This is a genomic window from Rhizobium sp. X9, assembly GCF_018873185.1.
Lineage (GTDB): Bacteria > Pseudomonadota > Alphaproteobacteria > Rhizobiales > Rhizobiaceae > Agrobacterium > Agrobacterium oryzihabitans.
This window is the reverse complement of sequence record NZ_CP071311.1, coordinates 2,449,625-2,471,321: the sequence shown is the minus strand read 5'-3', so window position 1 is coordinate 2,471,321 and position 21,697 is coordinate 2,449,625. Positions and strand designations below refer to the sequence as shown.

At 59.4% G+C, this 21,697-nt stretch carries 19 protein-coding genes; 10 read left to right on the top strand and 9 right to left on the bottom strand.

The window, feature by feature from the left end:
* Positions 1–52 precede the first annotated feature (52 nt).
* The 6 genes from JZY08_RS12025 to hydA are packed head-to-tail and all read left to right on the top strand — an operon-like array spanning position 53 to position 6,765.
* A complete protein-coding gene (locus tag JZY08_RS12025) occupies positions 53–1,099 on the top strand; it encodes an ABC transporter permease (protein WP_216330271.1) in 1,047 nt (348 codons plus the stop codon).
* The gene (locus JZY08_RS12020) at positions 1,096–1,980 is read left to right on the top strand and encodes an ABC transporter permease (protein ID WP_216330270.1); all 885 of its coding nucleotides are present in this window, start codon (positions 1,096–1,098) and stop codon (positions 1,978–1,980) included. Before JZY08_RS12025 ends, JZY08_RS12020 begins: the two co-directional genes overlap by 4 nt.
* Complete coding sequence (locus tag JZY08_RS12015) at positions 1,977–3,641, top strand: ABC transporter ATP-binding protein (RefSeq protein WP_216330269.1); 1,665 nt, start codon at positions 1,977–1,979, stop codon at positions 3,639–3,641. The genes JZY08_RS12020 and JZY08_RS12015 overlap by 4 nt, the downstream gene beginning before the upstream one ends.
* Positions 3,638–4,558 carry an NAD(P)-dependent oxidoreductase gene (locus tag JZY08_RS12010; RefSeq protein WP_216330268.1) on the top strand — a complete coding sequence of 307 codons (921 nt, stop codon included), beginning with the start codon at positions 3,638–3,640 and terminating at the stop codon, positions 4,556–4,558. The genes JZY08_RS12015 and JZY08_RS12010 overlap by 4 nt, the downstream gene beginning before the upstream one ends.
* A 22-nt stretch (positions 4,559–4,580) precedes the next feature.
* Positions 4,581–5,336: an SDR family NAD(P)-dependent oxidoreductase gene (locus JZY08_RS12005; protein ID WP_216330267.1), complete on the top strand. Its 756-nt coding sequence runs from the start codon at positions 4,581–4,583 to the stop codon at positions 5,334–5,336.
* A 19-nt stretch (positions 5,337–5,355) separates the two neighbouring features.
* Positions 5,356–6,765, top strand: coding sequence for a dihydropyrimidinase (hydA, locus tag JZY08_RS12000; RefSeq protein WP_113382623.1), 1,410 nt, complete (start codon positions 5,356–5,358; stop codon positions 6,763–6,765).
* 513 nt (positions 6,766–7,278) lie between these two features.
* On the opposite strand, the gene JZY08_RS11995 is transcribed toward hydA, so the two are convergent.
* The 8 genes from JZY08_RS11995 to JZY08_RS11960 form a co-directional block, all read right to left on the bottom strand.
* Positions 7,279–8,709 (bottom strand): mannitol dehydrogenase family protein, encoded by a 1,431-nt coding sequence (locus JZY08_RS11995; protein WP_216330266.1) that lies wholly within the window; start codon positions 8,707–8,709, stop codon positions 7,279–7,281.
* On the bottom strand, positions 8,709–9,929 hold the full coding sequence (gene uxuA, locus JZY08_RS11990; RefSeq protein WP_216330265.1) for a mannonate dehydratase: 1,221 nt from the start codon (positions 9,927–9,929) through the stop codon (positions 8,709–8,711). The genes JZY08_RS11995 and uxuA overlap by 1 nt, the downstream gene beginning before the upstream one ends.
* A gap of 66 nt (positions 9,930–9,995) precedes the next feature.
* On the bottom strand, positions 9,996–10,850 hold the full coding sequence (locus tag JZY08_RS11985; RefSeq protein WP_125270084.1) for a carbohydrate ABC transporter permease: 855 nt from the start codon (positions 10,848–10,850) through the stop codon (positions 9,996–9,998).
* Entirely contained in the window at positions 10,847–11,737 is an 891-nt protein-coding gene (locus JZY08_RS11980; protein ID WP_216330264.1) for a carbohydrate ABC transporter permease, read from the bottom strand. The genes JZY08_RS11985 and JZY08_RS11980 overlap by 4 nt, the downstream gene beginning before the upstream one ends.
* Positions 11,738–11,802: 65 nt before the next feature.
* Positions 11,803–13,071 (bottom strand): ABC transporter substrate-binding protein, encoded by a 1,269-nt coding sequence (locus JZY08_RS11975; protein ID WP_216330263.1) that lies wholly within the window; start codon positions 13,069–13,071, stop codon positions 11,803–11,805.
* Positions 13,072–13,121: 50 nt separating this feature from the next.
* On the bottom strand, positions 13,122–14,198 hold the full coding sequence (locus tag JZY08_RS11970; RefSeq protein WP_125270081.1) for an ABC transporter ATP-binding protein: 1,077 nt from the start codon (positions 14,196–14,198) through the stop codon (positions 13,122–13,124).
* Between the two features lie 12 nt (positions 14,199–14,210).
* On the bottom strand, positions 14,211–15,362 hold the full coding sequence (locus tag JZY08_RS11965) for an amidohydrolase family protein (protein ID WP_216330262.1): 1,152 nt from the start codon (positions 15,360–15,362) through the stop codon (positions 14,211–14,213).
* Positions 15,359–16,138, bottom strand: coding sequence for a 6-phosphogluconolactonase (locus JZY08_RS11960; protein ID WP_253204020.1), 780 nt, complete (start codon positions 16,136–16,138; stop codon positions 15,359–15,361). Before JZY08_RS11960 ends, JZY08_RS11965 begins: the two co-directional genes overlap by 4 nt.
* Before the next feature lie 208 nt (positions 16,139–16,346).
* Between JZY08_RS11960 and JZY08_RS11955 the strand changes: the two genes are divergently transcribed.
* Genes JZY08_RS11955 through JZY08_RS11945 form a run of 3 tightly spaced genes read left to right on the top strand, consistent with a single transcriptional unit; the run spans position 16,347 to position 19,403 of the window.
* Positions 16,347–17,384, top strand: a complete 1,038-nt coding sequence (locus tag JZY08_RS11955) for a Gfo/Idh/MocA family protein (RefSeq protein ID WP_216330261.1) — start codon at positions 16,347–16,349, stop codon at positions 17,382–17,384.
* On the top strand, positions 17,384–18,376 hold the full coding sequence (locus JZY08_RS11950) for a Gfo/Idh/MocA family protein (RefSeq protein WP_216330260.1): 993 nt from the start codon (positions 17,384–17,386) through the stop codon (positions 18,374–18,376). Before JZY08_RS11955 ends, JZY08_RS11950 begins: the two co-directional genes overlap by 1 nt.
* Positions 18,342–19,403 carry a LacI family DNA-binding transcriptional regulator gene (locus JZY08_RS11945; protein ID WP_253204019.1) on the top strand — a complete coding sequence of 354 codons (1,062 nt, stop codon included), beginning with the start codon at positions 18,342–18,344 and terminating at the stop codon, positions 19,401–19,403. Before JZY08_RS11950 ends, JZY08_RS11945 begins: the two co-directional genes overlap by 35 nt.
* A 392-nt stretch (positions 19,404–19,795) precedes the next feature.
* Here the strand turns inward: JZY08_RS11945 and JZY08_RS11940 are convergent, their stop codons facing one another.
* Positions 19,796–20,215, bottom strand: a complete 420-nt coding sequence (locus JZY08_RS11940; RefSeq protein WP_216330259.1) for a hypothetical protein — start codon at positions 20,213–20,215, stop codon at positions 19,796–19,798.
* A gap of 246 nt (positions 20,216–20,461) precedes the next feature.
* Here JZY08_RS11940 and JZY08_RS11935 point away from each other — a divergent pair, with 246 nt between their 5' ends.
* The gene (locus tag JZY08_RS11935) at positions 20,462–21,628 is read left to right on the top strand and encodes an IS110 family transposase (RefSeq protein WP_072495381.1); all 1,167 of its coding nucleotides are present in this window, start codon (positions 20,462–20,464) and stop codon (positions 21,626–21,628) included.
* The last annotated feature ends 69 nt before the right edge of the window (positions 21,629–21,697 follow it).

Genomic DNA, 21,697 nt, shown 5'->3' with positions numbered 1-21,697 from the left:
TCGTCCCGGTACGGTACACCCCCAGAAACCGTTCTCGATCGCGGAGACATCCATGTTCATTGCAGCCCGCCGAGGGTGGCAGTCCCTGCCGCGTAGCCTCCAAATCGTCTTGGCAAGGCTCGCCCTCGTCATCCCGCAGATGTTCGGCGTACTGTTCGTCACCTTCTTCCTGATCCGTCTACTTCCGGGTGATCCGGCGGTCCTCCTCCTTGGCAACATGGCGACGCCGGAGGCGGTTGAGCAACTACGGGAGCGCCTCGGCCTCAACGACAGCATTTGGGCGCAGTTCGTCGCCTACTGTGGCAATGTTCTTCAAGGCGATCTCGGCATTTCCATTTTCACTTCGAATCCGGTGACGGTCGACTTGATGGAGCGCGCTCCCGCCACCCTCGAGCTAATCTTTTATGCAATGCTCCTCACCGTCGTCATCGGCGTGACCGTTGCCGTCATGTCGGTCGTTCGGGCCGGCGGCGCCGTCGATATCGGATCTCGCGCTTACGGTCTTGCGGCCGGAGCCATCCCAGATTTCTGGATCGGGCTGATCCTGATTTACGTCTTCTTCACCTTGCTCGGTTGGGCTGCCGCGCCCTTCGGTCGCATCGACGCCCTGCTTTCCGCTCCGCCATACGTAACCGGCTTCTACACGATCGACGCACTGCTGGCCGGCGACATGGAAGCCTTTCGGTCCGCTGTCGGTCGCTTGACACTGCCTGTTGTCACGATCGCCGTTGTCAATGCCGGCGCCTTGATGAAAATGACGCAAAGCATTTTCGCCGGCGTGTGGAGAAGCGACTTCGTACGCCACGCGCGAGCCTGCGGTGTGCCGGAGCGAGTGATCGTCCGGGCAGCCCTGCGCAACAGCCTCCCGCCGATCATCACCATCGTCGGCTTCCTGATGGGCTTCCTTCTTGGGGCAGCCGTTCTGGTGGAAACCATCTTCTCGTGGGGCGGACTTGGCCAATACGCGGTCCAAGCTGTGATGAGCAGCGATTACCCGGCCCTACAAGGATTCATCCTCGTGGCGGCCGCTTTTATCCTGCTCGTCTATCTCGTCGTCGACATCCTCTACGAACTCGCCGATCCGAGGATCAAGGTATGAACATTGTTCCCATTCCACTGCGCCGCCCGGCGGCAGTTATAGGCTTGTCGCTGCTCCTTCTCCAGATGGTGGCGATCGTCTTCGCCCCGCTTCTCAGTCCTTACGATCCAACGCACGCCGATCCGTTGGCCTCGCTCATGCCGCCATCGGCCACGCATTGGTTCGGCACCGATATCAACGGCATGGACGTCCTGTCGCGGATCATCTACGCGACCCGCATCAACCTGCTCATTAGCGTCTCGTCCGTGCTCTTGGCGTTTGTGGTCGGAGTTCCGCTTGGATTGCTGATCGGCTATTATCGCGGCCTCCCGTCGAACCTTGCCATGCGCTTGTTCGACTTCGTTCAGGCCTTCCCGATTTTCGTACTCGGTATGGCGCTCGTTTCGGTGATGGGCCAGGAAATCTGGAATGTAGCGATCGTCCTCGCCATACTCTTCATACCTATCTTCGCCCGTCTAATCCGCGCCGAGGTGCTGTCATTGCGGGAGCGGCCATTCGTGGCGGCGGCACGGTGCAGCGGCGCCACCGACATCGACATCATGTTCCGCCATCTTCTGCCGAACGCTTTGATGCCCGCCATGGTGCAGGTGTCGATCTCCATAGGCATGGCAATCCTCTTGACGGCCGGCCTGTCCTTTATCGGAGCCGGTGTACGCATGCCCGTTCCCGAATGGGGTTTGATGGTGTCTTCCGGCGCTCAGCAGATGATTCTCGGTGTGTGGTGGGTCTCCTTGTTTCCGGGTCTCGCCATTGTCATTGCGGTTTTATGCTTCGCACTCCTCGGCGATGTGGTGCGCGACCTGCTCGATCCCACCAAGGCAAGCAGAAGCGATAAAAAGGCAGAAGAACCGCCAGCCCTACCGATAGGAGAAACGCGATGAGAGGCGTCCGCACATCAGTCGAGCTACCGCTGCTCAAGATCGAAGGCCTGGACGTCGCATTGGCGTATCCGGAAGGGGATAAGCCCATCTTGAAGGATGTCGATTTCGAACTGCGTCCAAACGAGATCCTGGGCATCGTCGGCGAAACCGGAGCCGGGAAATCGATCCTCGCGCGTGCCATGATCGATCTCCTCCCACCGGGCTTCCGCCGCACGAGCGGGGAAGTCTTCCTGCGAGGCAACGCCATCAGCCAGTTCAGGGACGCAGAACGTCGTGCGATGAGAGGGGGAGAGATCGCCCTGATCGGCACCAACGCGAAGGCTCTACTCGACCCTGTCGAGATGGTTGGAAAACAGGTGGCGCGGGTTCTGCGCAGCCACCGACGCTTGTCCAAGGGGGAAGCCTGGCAACAGGCGGTGGAACTTCTGGCCAGCGTCGGGATCGTTAATCCGGAGCAGCGGGCAAGAGCTTATCCGCACGAACTCTCCGGCGGCATGGCCCAGCGCGTTGTCATCGCAATGGCGTTGATCACTGAGCCAAAAATCGTGCTTGCCGACGACGCGACCCTCGGCCTCGATGCAACGGTGTCGGTGCAGGTCCTTGACATGTTGGTGGAGCGTGCCCGGACGCTCGGAGTGTCTATCGTCCTCATCACGCACGATCTCGGCATCATAGCGCATTATTGCGATCGCGTGGCCATCATGCGCCAAGGACGGATCGAGGAGATGCGCGACACGGCTGGCTTCCTGGCTGGCCCGCGGACCTCCTACAGCCGCGAACTTCTGGAGGCTGCGAAGGCTCGCCCCGTTCCCGCCTTGCGACCGACGGGACGGGATGAAGCTGCTCTTCTCGAAGTACGCAGCCTCGTGAAAATCTTCCCTGGAAGTCGACCGGGAGAGACTGTTCGGGCCGTCGACGACGTGTCTTTCAGCGTCAGGCGAGGCGAGACCTTGGCGTTGGTTGGCGAAAGCGGATCCGGCAAGACCACCATCGGTCAATGCTTGGTGCGGTTGCTACAAAGCACGTCCGGGCAGATCGTGTTTGATGGCGAGGATGTCACGCAGTGGCCGGAGACGAAGTTCCGCAAGCTGCGCCGCAGGGTCCAGATGGTATTTCAGGAACCCTACGTCGCTTTGAACCCGCGCTGGCGTGTGCGCCACCTCATCGACGAGCCGCTTCGCATGTTGGAGCGGATGTCGACCGAGGAGCGCCTGAAGCGCGTCCATCACGTCCTCGATCTTGTGAACTTGCCCAGCCGCCATGCGGAGCTCTTCCCGCACGAACTAACGGCTGGCGAACAGAAACGCATCGGTATGGCGCGGGCTCTCGTCACTGAGCCGGACTTCGTGATCTTCGACGAGCCCACGACCGCCCTGGATATCCGGGTGCGCGCCCAGATCATCGATCTTGTGCGGGACCTTCAGTCGCGCATGGGGCTGTCGGCCCTGTTCATCACGCATGACCTGAATTCGGTTCGCTCGCTCGCCCATGACGTGGCGGTGATGAACCGCGGGCGCATCGTGGAAACCGGCGCGATGGAGGATGTGTTCCGGCAGCCGCGGGACCCCTACACCAGAAAGCTGCTCCTGGCGGAGTTAGCCGTCGAGCATGTGGCAGCAGCTCAGGGCATCACACCTGTCTGGAGGGAAACCATCCAATGACCGCAGGATCAATCATCGTCACGGGCGCGTCAGGCCTCGTCGGGCAGCGTCTTCTCGCCCGGCTCGAGGCAGACGGACGTCCGGCGCTCGGTATCGACCTCGCGGCCAAGCCAGGGCATCTGCCGATCGAGATTGCCGATGTCGGGGACATCCATAGGCTTCATGCTCTAGCGGCAAAGACGAACGCGACCTCTGTCATACACTGCGGTGCCGTATCAGGTCCGATGGTGATGATCGACAACCCATACGGCATCGTCCAAGCAAACGTCATGGGAACGGCGAACATGCTCGAACTTGCTCGCATCAGGCAGATGCGGCGGTTCGTCTTCTGTTCCTCGACGAGCGCATACGGCCCGACACCCGAGCCCAATGACGCTTCGCGTGGACTCCCGGAAGAAACCCCGCTGCGTCCCACGAGCGTCTACGGGGCCACGAAGGTTGCGGGTGAGCAGTTGCTTGCGGGCTACCGTCTGCAGCACAGGCTGGATGCCGTGGCAATTCGCCTGTCCTGGGTCTATGGACCCGGACGCACGACGGACTGCGTCATCCGCGTCATGATCGAGGACGCCCAAGCCGGCCGATCCACACGGCTCTCGCACGGACGCGCGTTCCCGCGGCAGTTCATTCATGTCGATGACGCGGTAAATGCGCTTCTCGCAGCACATGATGCGCCCTCATGCCCGCGCCCCGTCTACAATGCGACGGGCGGCCGCTTCCTGTCTATCGACGCAATCGCCGATCTGGTGAAGGAGGCAATGCCGGACGCGGACATCGCGGTCGCCGATGGACCGGATCCGCTCGACGACCATCAGCATCGCTTCGACATCTCGGCAATCGCCGAGGATCTTGGTTTCGTTCCATCCCGGACGTTGGAAGAGGGCATCCGCAGCTATGCGGATTGGCTCAAGCGCCGCTGAGCCTATAACATTGGAGAACAGCATGCAGCAATTCGATCTGACTGGGCGGACCGCCTTGGTGACGGGTGGCAGCCGTGGCATCGGTGGCGCCATCGTCGAACTCTTTGCCGCCCATGGCGCGAAGGTCGGGTATTGTCAGTACGGTGACGATGCAAATGCCCAGGCACTTGCCGCTCGGCTCGCGGAACAGGGAGCATCGGCCGCTCATACGGTGTGCGACGTCTCCAACCCATCCGACGTCGAGTCATTGGCCGACTGGAGTCGCGACGCCCTTGGTCCCGTCGACATTCTAGTGAACTGTGCAGGTATTGGTGGCGATCTTCCGTTCGAAGCGATCTCGTTGGAAAATTTCGACCGGGTGATGGGGGTGAACCTGCGTGGCACGTTTATGGTGACGCAGAAGTTCTACCCCGGCATGGCCGAGCGCGGGTGGGGCCGTATCATCAATTTCGCCTCGCAACTCGCCTACAAGGGTGCTCCGGGCCTCACGCATTACTGCGCCGCCAAGGCGGGCATCGTCGGCCTTACCCGTTCGCTGGCCTACGAGGCAGCTCCGAAAGGTGTGACAGTCAACGCGATCGCACCCGGTCCGGTCGAGACCGAGATCCTGATGGGACTCAGCGACGAGTGGCGTGCGATGAAGAAGGCGCAGCTTCCGATCGGCCGCTTTGGTCAGGTCGGGGAGATTGCGCCGACCGCCCTTCTACTCGCTTCGGAAGCCGGGTCTTTCTACGTCGGTCAATCGCTATCGCCTAACGGCGGCGACGTTCTGCTTTAACTACCTGGGGACGAGCACTATGTTCGACATTATTATTCGCAACGGAACAGTTGCGACCGCATCTGATATCTTCAAGGCGGATGTCGCCGTTCTTGACGGGCGCATCGTTCAGATCGGCGAAGGTCTGGCAGATGCCGCGCGTGTCATAGATGCTGCGGGGCGCCTTGTTGTGCCCGGCGGGATCGACAGCCACGTCCACCTTTCCCAGCCTTCGGGCAACGGCATCGTGATGGCCGACGATTTCGAAAGCGGGACACGTTCCGCTCTCTTCGGCGGTAACACCACCATCCTGCCTTTCTGCCTGCAAGAGAAGGGGCAGTCCTTGCGCGAGGCGCTAAGAGGCTATCACGCTCTCGCGGACGGCAACTGCTACACCGACGTTTCCTTTCACCTTATCGTGTCCGATCCGTCGCCGACGGTTCTGGGACAGGAGCTTCCAGCTCTGGTGGCCGACGGTTATCCGTCCTTCAAGGTGTTCATGACCTATGAGGGCCTGCGGCTCAACGATGCCCAAATTCTCCAGACCATGGATGTCGCGCGTCGTACCGGTGCGCTTGTTATGGTCCACTGCGAGAACGAGGATGCGATTCGCTACCTCATCGGACAGCATGAGGCGGCGGGGGACGTTGCTCCTAAGGCCCATGCCACGACACGTCCCGTTGTCGTGGAGCGCGAGGCAACCCACCGCGCGCTGTCGCTTGCCGAGGTGGTGGACGTGCCAGTTGTCATCGTCCATGTCTCCAATGGGGCCGCCATCGAAGAAATTCGTGCCGCGCGGGCGCGGGGCCGCAAGGTGATCGGGGAAACCTGCCCACAATACTTGACGCTGACCGCCGATAGTCTCGAAGGAATGGATTGGGAAGGCGCAAAGTTCGTCTGCTCGCCACCCCCGCGTGACGAGGCGGAGCAAGCCAACTGCTGGCGCGGGATCGAGACCGGGGTCTTCGACCTTTTTTCCTCCGATCATTGCCCGTTTCGCTACGACGATTCCAAGGGTAAGCTGAACCCAAAGGGCAAGACGAGCTTTCGTCACATTCCGAATGGCATCCCTGGTGTCGAAACGCGCCTGCCGATCCTTTTCTCAGAAGGTGTCATGAAGGGGCGAATTGACCTTTCGCGGTTTGTTGCCCTGACGGCGACTAACCACGCGCGCATCTATGGTCTCGAAACAAAAGGGTCGATCGCAGTCGGCATGGATGCTGATATCGCTATCTGGGACCCCAATATCACCCGCACCATCCGGCACGCAGACCTGCATGATGGAGCGGACTACAGCCCCTATGAAGGCATCAACGTCACCGGTTGGCCAACGACCGTCATTCTCGGCGGGAAGGTCATGATCCAGGATGGCGAACTACTGGGACAGAAGGGTGATGGCCGTTACCGATCCAGATCTCTCTCAGGGCTCACACGACCATCTGTTTCCTAAAACCTCTTGCTCCATGCCGCCGGGCCGAAGGCCGGCGGCAACCTCCGGCGTTGACCAGCCAGGCGTTTCCGATTTCGTCTGCGTAGGAATACATGAACTACCTCCTCGGTGGTCCAAGTTTTCGTCCGCACCCCTACTTGTGCGATTTGGGATGACCCACCTTCTCGGCAACTCGTTGGCTATTGCATCGTAGCCATTTTGCGCTGGATCAGCGCCAGATGGAAAAGCAGCTCAACTTGCGATGGAACTCGACGGATCCGTTCAAGAGCAAGACAATGCTTTGAAATCCTTGGCGGTAGCGCTACTGCTATTTCGCCCCGCAAGCGGTCACTGGCGTAAGGAAAACAGACCTGCACCGACGTGCAAGCAACGACGCAGCATCGAGACTATGTTCGGCAGGATCAAGGCCTGTGGGCGCATTGCTACATGACACAATCAATGCGCCCATACCCGCCTATCGGCAATCCTTATAGCCGCAAAATGTTGCTGTTGGATCGATGATGGGTCCTGAGCCTAGGACCAATATCTTAGTTTGAGCAGATATCCTCGTATTGCCGCCTCGAAATCGCCGCCCATAAGCCTCGCCGGTAAAATCAACGGAAAGTTTCCGTGAACGGCCGACAGAAGCTTCGCATCTTCGGTGGGGTTCGATAATAGATCGTGAATAATCTCACTTTGCGGATCGCATATCTCATAATTTGCCAGACCCCTTGCCCAGCGTTCGGCGTAGACGATCCAGGCGGCGATTGCGAAAGCAAAAGGCTGGAAGTCGGTACCGCGTTCGAGGGCTACGAGGGCAGGGGCGGTCAGTCTTTGGGGGAGTTTCTGGGTGCCATCCATGGCGATCTGGGCGGCCGCATGTGCGATTGCTGGATTGGAGAAACGCTCCTTCAGCTTCTCGGCATAGTCCGAGAGGTCGATGCCGAGTTGCCCGATCGCGGCCGATGCCGCCTGTAGGTGTCGGGAGACCAGCGCCTTCAGATCCGAATCCGCCATCACATCCCTGACGAAGGGCTTGCCCCTGAGGCAGCCGCAGTAGGCGATCAGCGAGTGGGTGCCGTTCAGCATCCATAATTTCATGCGCTCGTAATCGCGGATATCCGGCACCAATATTGCTCCGGCCGCGTCCCATGCCGGGCGTCCGGCGGAAAAACTGTCTTCGATGATCCATTGGCGGAAGGGTTCTGTTTCCACGGCGGAAAAATCGTCATAACCGGTTTCTGCGAGGGCCAGCGCGGAGGTCGTTTCGACCGGGGTCGGGGTAATCCTGTCGACGACGGTGGAAGGAAAGGCTGCTTCCGCTGCAATCCACTCTGCAAGGGACTGCCTGTGGGCGATGCGGGTGAATTCCAGCACGCCTTCCCTTAGTTTTCGTCCATTATCGGGAAGGTTGTCGCAGCTGATGGTTGTAAAGGGGGGGAGGCCGTTTGCGTGGCGCATGGCGAGTGCCGCCGAGATCACACCGATGACGCCACGGGGCGATCCGGGTTCCGATAGATCGTGGATGATATCCGGGTGAGCGGTGTCGAGGCGACCATGCCCGGCCAGCGCGTAACCCTTCTCCGTCACCGTCAGGCTGACAATGCGGCATTGAGGTGCGCTCATGGTAGCGAGCAGGTCGGGGATACGCTCCTGCCCTGAAATTATCGAATGAAGCGAGCCGATCACCGATGCTTTCCTTTCGGCGCCTTTTTCCAGCAGCGTATAGCGGTAATTCTGCGGCGAAAGGAGACCGCCGAGCGCTGAGCCCCGCAGGGAGGCGCCGATGACGCGCCAATCGCCCCCCGCCGCCGCGAGTGCATCATCGGTGTAGGATAGCAGATGCGCACGCGCGAAATTGCCGAGCCCGATATGGACAATGCCATAACCATGCGCTTCCGGCCGATAACCCGGCCATCGGGCAGGTCTGTTGTCAATTGGCTTGCTCGCGGCGCTCAGCCTCATCAGTTGCGTTCCCCGGAAAACATCGGATGGGATATGGCGGTCATGATGCCGCGCAGTTCCGCAAGTCCCTTGAGGCGGCCGATGGCCGGATAGCCGGGCCGGGTCTGGCGAACATGATCATCAAGGATGTTCTGGCCGTGGTCCGGGCGGAACGGTATCTGCCAGTTGTCCCGGCCTTGCCGTTTGCGTTTGGCTTCCTCGGCAAGTATTGCGGCGATGACGGCAACCATATCGGTATTGCCTTCCAGATGGGCGGCTTCATGAAAGGAGCCGCCGGCGCGTCTGTCTTCCAGCGCCACATTGCGCAGATGCAGGAAATGCACGCGGCTGCCGAGCCTCGCCATCATGCCTGGCAGATCGTTGTCCCTGCGGACGCCAAGCGAGCCGGTGCAGAGCGTGATGCCGTTTGCAGGTATGTCGATGGCTTCGATCAGGCCGCGATAGTCTTTTTCGGTCGACATGATACGCGGCAGGCCGAGCAGCGGGAATGGTGGATCGTCCGGGTGGCAGCATAGTCTTACACCGAGATCCTCGGCGAAAGGTGAGACCTCGCCCAGAAAATCCAGCAGGTTCTGGCGCAGCCGGTCGGCGGAGATGCCGCTATAGAGATCAAGATGCGCCTTGACCTCATCGATGGTCATGTGGGTCGCCGCTCCGGGCAGGCCGGACACGATGTTTGCGACAAGCTGCTGCCTGCGGGCGTCATCCATCTCCGCAAAACGCTGCCGTGCCTCTTCGATCAACTCGGCATCGAAATCCCCGTGGGCCTCGGGGCGTTCGAGCAGGAAAAGATCGAAGGCGGCGAAATCCACGGCATCGAAGCGCATGCAGGTTGCACCGTTGCCGAGGCGGTAGGCAAGATCCGTGCGCGTCCAGTCGAGAACGGGCATGAAATTGTAGCAGATCGTACGGATGCCGGCATCGGCGAGATGGGAAAGGCTGGTCTTCCAGTTTTCGATATGTGCGCGCCAGGCTCCGCTCTGGCGTTTGATATCTTCCGAAACAGGCAGGCTTTCCACCACCTCCCAGGTGAGGCCAGATGGCTGATTGTCACGCATGATGGAGAGTTCCCGCTGGCGCTGGGCGATTTCCTCCGGTGACCATACTTCTCCGGGCGGGACGTGGTGTAGCGCCGTGACGACACCTTCGACCCCGGCTTGCAGCATGTCATCGATCGATACCGGATCGGAAGGGCCGAACCAACGCCAAGTCTGCCGCATTTTTAGTCCTTTTCTGAGTGCATGAGTGGAGTTTGGCGAAGGAGGAAAGGGAAGGTTTACCTCCCGCTATTCCTTCATGCCGCTGGCGGCGACGCCTTTGACGAAGTTCCGCCGCATCGCGCCGAAGAAAATGACGCTCGGAATAAGCGACAGGGCTGCGGCGGCGCTGAGGCGACCGAGATCGACGGTGAAGCCCGTCTGGAAAAGGGCAAGCCCCACCTCGAGAACGTATTTGTCGCGGGCGGTATTGACGACCATCGGCCAGGCGAAGGTTGTCCATGCCTGAAAGAAGGCGAGAACGGTCAGTGTGCCGATCGGACCGCGCATCAGCGGCAGGACGATACGGAAGAAAATCCACCATTCCCCGGCGCCGTCCATGCGCGCGGCCTCCATCAGTTCGTCGGGGATGGACGAAATCGCGTATTGGCGAACGAGGAAGATACCGAAGCTCATCACCAGGTAGCCGGCCAGGAGTCCGCCGAGGGAGTTCAGTAATCCCAGCTGCCGCACACCGAGATAAAGCGGTATCATATATACTTCGAAGGGCACGATGGCGGTTGCGAGGACACCGAAGAATATCAGGTTTACGCCGGGGAAACGGAATTTTGCCAGGACATAACCGGTGATGGACGAGGTAAGAACGATGGCCACCGTCGAAATGGCCGCGAAGGCGAGACTGTTGCCCATCCAGATCAAAAGCGGCGTTTCGGTGATGACGGAGGAGAAATTATCCAGCGTTGGCGATTGCGGTATGAGCCGCGGCGGCCATGCCAGCAGTTCCGCCGGGGTCTTGAAGGCATTGGCGGTGAGCATGATGAGCGGCAGGATCATCAAGATGCCGAAAACTGTCAGAATGACATCCACGATGAGTTTGCGGAAGGAAAAACGCCCGGATTTTGGGTTCTGTAACGTGTGGTTCATCGGCGTGCCGCCTTGTCACGGAAGAAAACGAATTGACCGGCCGTCAGAAAAAGTACGATGGCGAGAAGCACCACGGCTTCCGCTGCAGCGTATCCGACGCGGTAATTGCGGAAGCTGTTTTCCAGCATGTCGAGCACCAACACCCTGACGAGCTTGCCCGGCGCGCCCTGCGAGTCCGAGGCGAGCACGAAAGCCTGGCCGTAAATATTGAAGGCGGCGATCATCGTGACAACCGATACATAAAGTGTCACGGGCCGTAGTTGCGGCACGGAGATGTGCCGGAAACATTCCCATGCCGTCGCACCGTCCAGCCGGGCGGCCTCGTAGAGCGAAACCGGGATGTTGCGCAGGCCGATCAGGAAGATCAGGACTGCGTATCCAAGTGCCTGCCAGGAGCATAAAACGATGATGCAGACGATTGACCAGACGGGGTCAAAAAGCCAGGCCTGTGCAGGTATGCCAAAGAAGCCGAGGAAAGCATTCAACGGCCCGAGTTGCCCATCGAAAACCCATTTCCAGGCCATGGCGGCCGGCACGAGCGATACGATATGGGGAATGAAGACGCTGGTCTCGTAAAAACCCGCCAATGCGCTGCCAAAGCGATATTGAATGAGGGCGGCGAGACCGAGCGCGAGGGGGATTGTCAAGGCCAGCACACCGACAGCGATGATCGTGGTGTTGCGCAGGGCTTCGAGGAACAGCGGATCGCTCGCAAGTTCCTGAAAATTGGCGAGGCCGATAAATGGCTTGTTGCGGGAAATGATATCCCATTTGAACAGGCTGAGCCGTAACGTCTCGAAGATAGGCACGACCCGGACGAGCACGAACAGCGTCAGCGGCACGGCCAGCGCACTTATCACGAAGGTCAATTGTTTCCGGCGTTTCATCTGACGGTCCTTTCGTCGCGGGGACAGCCTTGCTGTCCCCGGCACATTGCTTCAGGCGCTGGCGATTATTTCGCCAACAGGCCTTCCCGTTCCAGAATGGAGTCGATCTCCTTGGCCGCGTCGGCAAGCACACGATCGATACCTGCATCGTCCGTCGCGAGCGCCGGATTGGCGAAAGCGGCTTCGAGACGGGCGGCGAAACGTGTCAATATTTCGCTGGAGGGCGCAATCGGCGGCAGGCTGAAATAGGTGTAATCCTTGGGCGGGGCGGCAAATGCTTCCAGAGCCGGGTTTTGGGCGATCACGGCCGCGTAGTCGATATTGTCCCGCGACGGCAGCCAGCCGACATTCTGTAGCAGCCATTGCAGGTTCTCAGGCGAATTCGTCTTTTCGACGAACTCCCAGGCAAGTGCGCTGCGATCGTTTTCGACTGGCACAAACAGCGACGCCGGCACTACCAGTGAGCCCTTCGGTAGCGGCGCGGTCGCATATTTCAGGTTCGGCGCCTTCTTGGGGATGTCGCCGATGACCCAGGACTCGCGAATGAACATCGCGGTCTGCCCAAGTTCGAATGCTTCCGCATCCGCCTTCATCTGCGGGCTGACGGTTTTCGCTACAAAAAGCTGATCGAGATATTGCTTCAGTGTCTTTCGGCCGGCTTCGCTAGCAATCGCCGCTTTCCAGCCTTCGCCCTTCTTCTCGATCAGCGTGCCGCCGAATTGATGAAGATTGATCCAGAACTTTTCGCTGATGCCCTGGCCACCACCGGACAGGCGCATGGACCAGCCGCTGGCGGTGGGGTTTCCGGAAGCATCCCGCTCGGTCAGTTTGGCGGCATATTCGGAATATTGCTCCATGGTCTTCGGCGCGCCGGAGAGACCGGCCTTGGCGAATTTCTCGGTGTTGTAATAGAGCGCCGCCTGGCCGTGATAAAGCGGTACGCCATAGATATGCCCGCCATCCGAGACGGCAGCGGAATAGACGGAGTTAAAGTTTTTCGGGTCTTTCACGAAGGCGGCCACTTTATCCGGCGCGGGCGCCAGCAGGCCGGACTGCACGTAACGCGGTGCCTCGGACTGCATTTCAACGATATCGGCAGCAGAACCAGCGGGCAGCGCAAACGCCAGGCGCTTTTCATGTTCGCGCAGACTGATGGTTTCGACTTTCAGCTCGAAATCCGGATGTGCGGCTTTCATTTGTCCGGCTACATATTTGTAGAAGGGTTCGAGCTCGGGTGATCCGCCCCAAAGCGTCAGGGTTTCCGCCTGCGCTGTCCAGGAAAGGCCAGCCAGAAGTGCGGCAATGGGTAGTGTCTTGAAGGGATGCAATGCCATTTCTGTTCTCCTCTTACGAAATCGACTGTTTTTATCGTTGTATTTATTGGTTAGCGCTGATCGCTTTCGATTCTTGCCCCGGTTGTCTTGTCGAACAGGTGCGTTCCGGCAGGTGATAGTTTCAGCGATAGGGTGCCACCCGGATTGTCCGGCAATCTTTCCCGGAAAACGGCGGTCACTTCCTGTCCGCCGAGTGTCAGCGTAGCGTGGCTTTCCGCGCCCGTGGGCTCCACGGAAACAATTGAGGCCTCGATGCGGGCTGGATCGTCCGCGGTGCAGAGGAGCAGGCTTTCGGGCCTGATGCCGAGCAGCACCTCACCCGAGGAGCGGCCCAATCGTGTCGGAAGCGGGATTTTTGTACCGTTCCGCATCACGAAATCCGTTTCCGTCGAAAGTCCTTCGAGAAAATTCATTGCCGGGGAGCCGATGAAGCCTGCGACGAAGAGGTTGGCGGGCCGGTCGTACAGTTCCAGCGGGGAGCCGACCTGCTCGATGATGCCGCCCTGCATGACCACGATCCTGTCCGCCATCGTCATGGCTTCGACCTGGTCATGGGTAACGTAGATCATCGTGTTACCCAGCCGGCGGTGCAGCGACTTGATCTCCGAGCGCATCTTCACGCGCAACTTCGCGTCCAGATTTGAGAGCGGTTCGTCAAACAGGAAGACCTTCGGCTTGCGCACGATTGCGCGTCCCATGGCGACGCGCTGGCGCTGGCCGCCCGAAAGCTGGCGGGGATAGCGCCCCAGATAGTCGCTGAGGCCAAGGATTCCGGCTGCGGCTTCGACTTCCGTGCGGATGCGGTCGGCCGGGGCGCGGCGCAGCTTCATCGAGAACGCCATGTTGTCGTAAACGGTCATGTGCGGATAAAGCGCGTAGTTCTGGAACACCATCGCGATATCGCGGTCTTTCGACTCGACGTCGTTGATCACCCGGCCATCGATGTGGATTTGACCGTCCGAAACATCCTCAAGCCCCGCAATCATTCTGAGGAGGGTAGATTTTCCGCAACCGGAAGGTCCGACGAGCACCACGAACTCCCCATCTTCCATCGCAACGTTGAGATCGCGCAGGGCGTGAAAGTCGCCGTAATGTTTATGCAGTTTTCTGATTTCCACCCGTGCCATCTTACTTCCCCATTATGCTTGTTGAGAGGCGGAAAGTTCCGTCCCCAATGCCGGCTCGCAAAGACGCAACCCCGCTTCCCCCGGCGACCAGCGGAAGGCGATGAAGTCCGCCGGAGCGCCTTCACGCAAACCGGTTTCGAGACCGAGCGCCTTTGCCGGATTGATCGCAGCCATGGTGATGGCATCCGAAAGGCTGAAGCCTTCCAGACCGGCGACCAATGCGACGCCGTCCGAAAGCGGTTTTGCCGCGCCGGCGAGCAGTCGCGTACCCGACATGGACAGGCGGCCTTCGGCCGAAAGCTCCACGTCGCCGCCGACCGGCTGCCGATAGCGCCCTGGTGGCATGCCCGCGAGCGCAACCATATCGCTGACAAGGATCGATCGTTGCACACCCTTCGCTCTCAACATCGCCGTGAGGGTTACCCGGTCCAGATGGTGGCCGTCGGCGATGAACATCGCCTGCAATCTGTCATTAGCGAGCTGTGCCCATATCAGGTTCGGATGACGCGGCAATGTCTGGGAGACGCCGTTGCCAAGATGGGTGCTGAAGCCGGCTCCCGCTTGTGATGCCTCAGCGATATCGGTACTTTCTGCCGAAGAATGCCCAATGGAAACAAGGCAACCGGAACTGCGCAGGTGATGAATGAAGCTGCAGGCATCGGCCTGTTTAGGGCAAAGGGTCACCAGTCGCACAATTCCGCCCGAGGCTTCTTGCCATTGATCGAATTCCGTTCGGGAAGGGGCGCGAACATGTTCCCGTGGATGAGCGCCCCGTGCCCCGTCTTCCGGTGAGATGAAAGGGCCTTCAACGTGGACGCCCGGAATCATCTTGGCGAGCCATTGATATTTTTTGCGGGCGGCCGCGATGACGGAAAGTGCGTTGCAGATCGTATCGCTTGATGCGGTGATCAGCGTCGGCAGGAAAGCCCTGATGCCCTGGCAGCGCATTCCCACAGCAATAGCGAGGACCTTCTCTTCGTTGATATCATGGCCATTGAAGTCATGCCCGCCCCACCCGTTCACCTGCAGATCGACAAGACCCGGCGCCAGCCAGGGAATATCCCCGTCGAGATCTTCCTCTATATGACGGAGAGCGGCGATCTTGCCGTTTTCGACGGAAAGGCCGATAAGCCGTCCGCTGAGCGCATCGCGTCCGACGATCATGCCGCGCTCCTGTCGATGTCGGGCATGGAATCACCATCGATATAGAGCCGCGCCTGATTATGGGTGCGCAGGATACTCGCGGGGCAGTCTTCCGCAACTGGCCCGGTCAGCATACGTGTGATTGCCTCTTTCTTGGGCGCGCCGGGCACGACGCATATCATGCTGGCTGCGGCTAGAAGTGCAGGAATGGTAACGGTGATGGCCTGCTGCGGCACGTCTGACAGTTCGGCGAAACATTCGTCTTCCACCTGCTGCACGCGGCAATCATCTGCAAGCGTCACGACTTTGACCGCATCTTTTTCGTCGAACCGCGCTTCCGGCGGATCGTTGAAGGCAAGATGGCCGTTGATGCCGACGCCGAGGCATACGAGGTCGAGCGGTTCGGCGGCGAGGCGGCGGGCATAATCGGCGGCGCAGGCTTTGGCGGAAGCGAAACGATGCGGCTCGATGCGATGTACGGTTCCGAACGGCAGGCGTGAAAACAGATGCCGGTCGAGCCAGTTGGCGAAACGCGCCATATGGTCGGCCTCAAGTCCGATATATTCGTCCATGTGGAAGGCCGTGATCCGCGACCAATCGATATCCTTTTCCTGGCAGAGGAGGGCAAGCGTATCCTGCTGGCTGGGAGCGGCGGCGAACATGACCGAAACGCGATCCTTCGCAGCGAGAAGCTGGCGCAGCGTGGCAGCAAGGTCGAGACTGGCCATCCTGGCCATATCGCTACGCGACGCTCCGCTCCGGATGACGAGACGATCGACCTGCCATGACGATGACATATGTAAACTCCCCATTTGTTGCCTTCAGAGAAATGCAACCGATTGCATAAGTCAATAGTGGTTTTTGCAGAAATTTCCATTCGTAATCATCCAGATTGCAGCAATTTTAGGCAGATCAATAATTTATATGGAATGCCTATTGCAAAATTTTATGAAATCGGTTGCATAGACATCATCTGTAATGCGCGCGCTCAGGAAGGAGACAGACGTGTCGGTCATCAAGGTCGGGCTGGTTGGGCCTGGAACAATTGGCAGAGTTCATCGCGATGCGATCGGCGCCACTGAAGGTCTCGAGTTGACCGCCGTCGCAGGCGGCACCGAGGAAGAGCTGGAACTCTTCGCCGCGCCGCAGGGCGTGCGGCTTTTCTCCGATGCCGCATCGATGATCGAGCAGGCGAGTCTTGATGTCGTCGTGATCGCCACTCCGAGCGGCACCCATTATGCGCCGGCGCGGGCCGCACTGGATAAGGGCCTGCATGTCGTCGTGGAAAAACCGCTGGCCGTCGATCTCGATGAGGCGATCGATCTTTATCGGCGTTCGCAGGCGGCGGGTCTAGTCTGCTCCACCATGTCGCAGCGGCGTATGGAGGCGCAGCATCAGGATATCCATCGCCGTCTGCGCTCCGGTGATCTGGGGCGGTCCGTAGCCATCGAAGGCCAGGTCTACTGGCACCGCGCGGATGCCTATTACGATGAAAAGCCGTGGCGAAAGCTCGATGTGCAAGGCGGCGGATCGCTGTTCAACCAGGGCATCCATACCCTCGATCTCATGCTCTGGCTTTTTGGCCCGCTCGCAAGCGTCATGGCGGAGGCGACCAATATCGCTGGACGTGAAGGCGGCAGCGAGGATCTCTGCCAGGCCCTTCTGACCTTCCAGAATGGTGCACGGGGCATCATTGTCACCAGCACGGCGACGCCTCCGGGGCGCCCCGCCTCGTTGATGGTGTTCACGGATCGCGGCCATGTGGCGATCAATCATACGGATGTCGTTGAGTGGACATTCCCCGATCAGCCTCTGCCGACCGCGGCCGATGCCTCGATCAAAAGCGGCGCCGGCAGTCAGGTCAGCATCGGTATTCGGGGGCACGTCGACCAGTGGCTCGATATCCGCGATGCAATCCGCGATGGGCGTCCGGCGGATATTACCTTCCGGGACGGTCTCGAAGCGGTGCGTGTCATCACCGCCATCTATCGATCCGCTGAAACCGGACGCAGAATTGTCATGAGCGACGTGGGAGGCGCGTGATGTCGGTAAAAAAACTTGCCATACTGGGTGCGGCCCATGGCCATGTCAGCTATGTCACCGATGGCCTTACTGGACGCAAAGACGTTGAGCTTGTGGCGCTGGCCGATCATGACGAGCAACGTCGCCGCAGCTTCAGCGAAAAACTGGGCGTTCCGGCCTATGCGGATCTCGATACGCTTCTTGCTGCGCACGAAATCGACGGTGCCGCCGTGGTTGCCGAACCTGGCCTGCGCGCCGGTCTTATCGAGGCATGCCTTGAAAGGAATATTTTCGTCATCGCCGACAAACCTCTCGCCTTGACCGTGGAAGAGGTGGAGCGGATCGGAAGGGCCGATAATGGCCGCAACCGTGTGGCGTTGATGCTGGAAAAGCGCTTTTATCCGGTGACCAGAAAAGCCCGCGAACTCTTCTTGGGCGGGGAGATCGGCGATCTCGTCGCCGTTACCGCAACCGGGCCGCACAAGCTCCTGCCGTCGGCGCGGCCCGCATGGTTCTTTGATCCCTCGCTCTACGGCACGATCGTCAATGATCTCGCGGTGCATGACATCGATCTTGTGCTATGGCTGACGGAGGCGTCATCGGGCCGGATCAGCGGCTGGAAAAGCCCTCGCCATCCCGAGGGGCACCCAGCATTTTCCCTTGCGGGACGTGCGGTTTTGACCCTTGATTCCGGTGTGCAGGCGGCAATCGACATGGACTGGCGTCAACCGGAAGCCGCGATCCGGCATGGCGATTACGCAATGCGTCTTGTCGGAACCCGTGGACGCATGGATATTCTGTTTGGAGAGGGGCGCCTGCTGGTGGAAACCGATGGACGCCGCCTCTGGGAGCCGGAACTGCCGTCGCCCATCGGGCCGGCGCAGGATGCTCTCGATGCATTGACAGGGGTCGCACCTTTGCAGGTATCGACAGAGGAAGCGCTTCTGGCAAGTCGTATCGCGGCACTGGCCGCTCTCAGTGCCGATAACGGGGAGCAGGACTATCGCTGGTAAGAAGGAACAAAAGTCGAAGGAACGCGCGAAGCCGACGCTGGAGGAAATAGCGCATCGCGCGAATACCTCCCGCTCGACGGTTTCGCGCGCCTTCAGCCGGCCGGATCTGTTAAATCCGAAGACGGTCGAGCAGATATTGTCGATTGCGGAGGAACTCGGCTATCGGCCGAACAACATGGCCCGTGCGCTGTCCACGGGCCGGACGGGCAATATCGGTCTGCTCGTCCCGGATATTGCCAACCCGTTCTTTCCGCCGCTCATCAAGGCCATTCAGCAGAATGCCGACGCCTATGATCTCTGTCTGTTCCTAGGCTCTTCCGGTGAAAGCGCGATGCGGGAAAACACGCTTTTCCAGCGTCTGGCGAGCCAGACCGACGGCATCATCCTGGCTTCGACCCGACTTAGCGAGGCGCAGGTGCGGGCCCATGCCGAAAGGCACCCGATAACCCTAATCAATCGCGACATCGCGGGATTGCCGCGCGTGCTGATAGACACGCAGGCGGCGGTGAGGGATGCGATCGGTTTCCTCATCGAGAACGGCCATCGTGATATCGCCTATCTCTCCGGCCCGAAGGAATCCTGGTCGAACCAGCAGCGACTTGAAGCCGCAACCGAAGCGTGCAAGAGTGCAGGCATCCGCTTCGAGGTCATCCAGCTGTCCGAGCCGAGCTTCGAAGGCGGCGAAAAGGCCGCCGAGGAGTCCGTCGCAGCGGGCGTGACCGCGATCCTTGCCTTTGACGATCTGACCGCGCAGGGCGCTCACGCCCGGCTTTCGGCTTTAGGGATCGTCGTGCCGAGGGACATGAGCCTCATCGGTTGCGACGACGCGCTCCCCGCCATGACCCATCCAGCTCTTTCGACCCTGAGCGGCCTTTCGCAGGAGGCGGGGCGACATGCGTTGAAGCTTTTGCAAGACGCTATACTGCATGGAAAAAGCTTGCAGGATATGAAGGTGGTTCTGGGCGCAAGGTTCATCTGCCGTGAAACATCTGGGCCGGCGCAGAGCAAGCGCCAATCGAAACATTAGTTATGGTGGCCCGTTGCCCTTTCTACCATTGCTGACCGATATTCAACATGAGGGACGTCGATTACCCCCACAGGAGGTATTGGTCGTCTATATCTCCGTAGATGGCTGTCGTACTGAGGTCTTCTCTTCGAGAAAAAAGTGTCGAAATCTTATACGGTGAAAGCCTGAATATCGTCGCGACGTGGTTTCGTTGTTGATTATGGGATGGACTGCCCTCGTGAAACATCTTGCTCGATGCCTCGCAAAGGCAATCCACCGGCGTATTAAGAAGCTTCAAAAGTCGAGTTTTCTCAGGTTCTAGGATTGAGGAGATTTTGATGAAGATGAGCAGATCATTGAACCCACCGCACTACAACCGAAAATCACATAAGCTTTATTATGAACCGACCTCTTTACGGGCAATTGGTTCGTTTCCTTTCAAGAGCCAGAGAAATTTTACAATTCTCCGTGTATTCAGGCCCCCGCAACCACTGATACCGACAAACCCGCAGCATCCGCTGCGGGTTTGTCGTTTTTGTAGACTTTCCAATGGCTTGCCGCTTAGTCCAGTTCAGGATCGTGCCCAGTTCGCCGTGCAGCGTTGCGTAAATCTCGCCGCGTTCCCGCCCCGGTGTCAGCGAAATCTTCTCGATCAGGCCGCGCAATGTCTCGGCCGCTTCCTGCCGCTCTTCCTTGCGATTGAGCGCCTTCGTCAGGGCCGAAACCTTCTTTGCATAGATCGCAGAGGCGCTCGGCAGAATGTCCGGCGTGTCCTCTGGCGCGTCGGCCAGCAGAGTGTTTAGTTCGGTCTTGCGCGCCTCCAGTGTGTCCATCTCTGCCTTCATGCTCTCGTTGTCAATCGGCGTCGTAACGGGACCCCTTATCGGCTCCCAAAAGGGACCCCTGCCTCTAGTTGCATCGGGTCAGCGCGCGTAGGCCCGGGGCTCTCCATTTAGCGCAAGGGCCTGCGGGCGCGGGTTGTTTGTCTTTTCGGCTTTAGATCCCATGAGGAGTGAACAGCGGCCGCCGCTCTGGCAGAGTGAGGTTGCATCTAAACACTCGCTCAGGAGGAGCAGTTTATGGAACCTGCATCCATTCAACCGACCGCTGTCCGCATCGATCTTGGCGCAATTTTTGTGTCATTGGAACTGAGCCGATCGACCTGGTTGATCACTTCGTTGTCGCCAGGCAGCGGCGAGAAGATGTCGAAGCATGTAGTGGCCGGTGGCAATGTAGCCGAGTTGCTGGAACGATTTGAGCAGCTACAGCAGAAGGCGCGATTGAGAACAGGGAAATTATTTCCCATCGTAACGATCCAGGAGGCAGGATTGGACGGCTTCTGGATACACCGCGTGCTGGAGGCTCACGGCATCGAGAGTTACGTCGTCGACGCAGCTTCGATCGCGACTTCCCGTCGACGTCGGCGTGCTAAGACCGACAAGATCGATGGAGAGGCTCTGACGCGCACATTGCTCGCGTTCAAGCGCGGCGAGCCACGCGTATGTGCGATGGTCAGAGCGCCAGATCCGAGTGACGAAGATCGGCGTCGGATTTGCCGGGAACGCAAAGTTTTGATTGCTGAGCGGGTCAGGCATGTCAATCGCGTGAAGGGGCTACTCTTTACTCAAGGCGTCAGCGGCTATCAGCCGCTCCGTAAAGATCGCCGTCAGCGGCTGGAGGAGCTTCAGACTGGAGATGGGCGTGAGTTACCGAAACACTTGAAGGCTCAAATCAATCGGGAACTCGACCGTCTCGAGTTGCTGCTAGAGCAGATCGCTGCAGTGGAGAGCGAGCGTAATTCTCTTCTATCGATGGAGGACCAGCCAGCGGTTGAGGCAACCTCGCCCGCAGCGATGCTGCTGTCCTTGAAGGGTGTTGGCGCTGAATTTGCCGCCGTTCTTTGGACCGAAGCCCTGTCCCGGCATTTTGATAATAGGCGGCAGATTGCCGCCTATGCCGGTTTGACACCAACCCCATGGATGAGCGGGACCATCGACCACGAGCAGGGTGTCTCAAAGGCAGGGAACCCTCGGCTGCGCACTACGATGATCCAACTATCGTGGCTGTGGCTACGCAATCAGCCAGCATCAGCGCTCAGCCGTTGGTTTGTGGATCGGGTTCAGTCGAATGGTGGACGCTTAAAGAAAGCCGCGATAGTTGCCTTGGCGCGCAAACTCCTTATCGCACTGTGGAAATTTGTCACTGCGGGTGTTCTCATCGAGGGGGCTGTCATGAAGACCGCCTGACAACCAAAAAATTGCCGAACACACAATCTTCCAGGACTGATCACTCCTGGCGGATCCAGGTGAGCGAAC

Bases quoted from the DNA above. Each gene is read 5' to 3' on its own strand.
- JZY08_RS12025 (WP_216330271.1), top strand. From the start codon at position 53: ATGTTCATTGCAGCCCGCCGAGGGTGGCAGTCCCTGCCGCGTAGCCTC.
- JZY08_RS12010 (WP_216330268.1), top strand. From the start codon at position 3,638: ATGACCGCAGGATCAATCATCGTCACGGGCGCGTCAGGCCTCGTCGGG.
- JZY08_RS11995 (WP_216330266.1), bottom strand. From the start codon at position 8,709: ATGAGGCTGAGCGCCGCGAGCAAGCCAATTGACAACAGACCTGCCCGA.
- JZY08_RS11980 (WP_216330264.1), bottom strand. From the start codon at position 11,737: ATGAAACGCCGGAAACAATTGACCTTCGTGATAAGTGCGCTGGCCGTG.
- uxuA (WP_216330265.1), bottom strand. From the start codon at position 9,929: ATGCGGCAGACTTGGCGTTGGTTCGGCCCTTCCGATCCGGTATCGATC.
- JZY08_RS11960 (WP_253204020.1), bottom strand. From the start codon at position 16,138: ATGTCATCGTCATGGCAGGTCGATCGTCTCGTCATCCGGAGCGGAGCG.
- hydA (WP_113382623.1), top strand. From the start codon at position 5,356: ATGTTCGACATTATTATTCGCAACGGAACAGTTGCGACCGCATCTGAT.
- JZY08_RS12005 (WP_216330267.1), top strand. From the start codon at position 4,581: ATGCAGCAATTCGATCTGACTGGGCGGACCGCCTTGGTGACGGGTGGC.
- JZY08_RS12020 (WP_216330270.1), top strand. From the start codon at position 1,096: ATGAACATTGTTCCCATTCCACTGCGCCGCCCGGCGGCAGTTATAGGC.
- JZY08_RS11970 (WP_125270081.1), bottom strand. From the start codon at position 14,198: ATGGCACGGGTGGAAATCAGAAAACTGCATAAACATTACGGCGACTTT.
- JZY08_RS11950 (WP_216330260.1), top strand. From the start codon at position 17,384: ATGTCGGTAAAAAAACTTGCCATACTGGGTGCGGCCCATGGCCATGTC.
- JZY08_RS11985 (WP_125270084.1), bottom strand. From the start codon at position 10,850: ATGAACCACACGTTACAGAACCCAAAATCCGGGCGTTTTTCCTTCCGC.
- JZY08_RS11935 (WP_072495381.1), top strand. From the start codon at position 20,462: ATGGAACCTGCATCCATTCAACCGACCGCTGTCCGCATCGATCTTGGC.
- JZY08_RS12015 (WP_216330269.1), top strand. From the start codon at position 1,977: ATGAGAGGCGTCCGCACATCAGTCGAGCTACCGCTGCTCAAGATCGAA.
- JZY08_RS11975 (WP_216330263.1), bottom strand. From the start codon at position 13,071: ATGGCATTGCATCCCTTCAAGACACTACCCATTGCCGCACTTCTGGCT.
- JZY08_RS11940 (WP_216330259.1), bottom strand. From the start codon at position 20,215: ATGGACACACTGGAGGCGCGCAAGACCGAACTAAACACTCTGCTGGCC.
- JZY08_RS11965 (WP_216330262.1), bottom strand. From the start codon at position 15,362: ATGATCGTCGGACGCGATGCGCTCAGCGGACGGCTTATCGGCCTTTCC.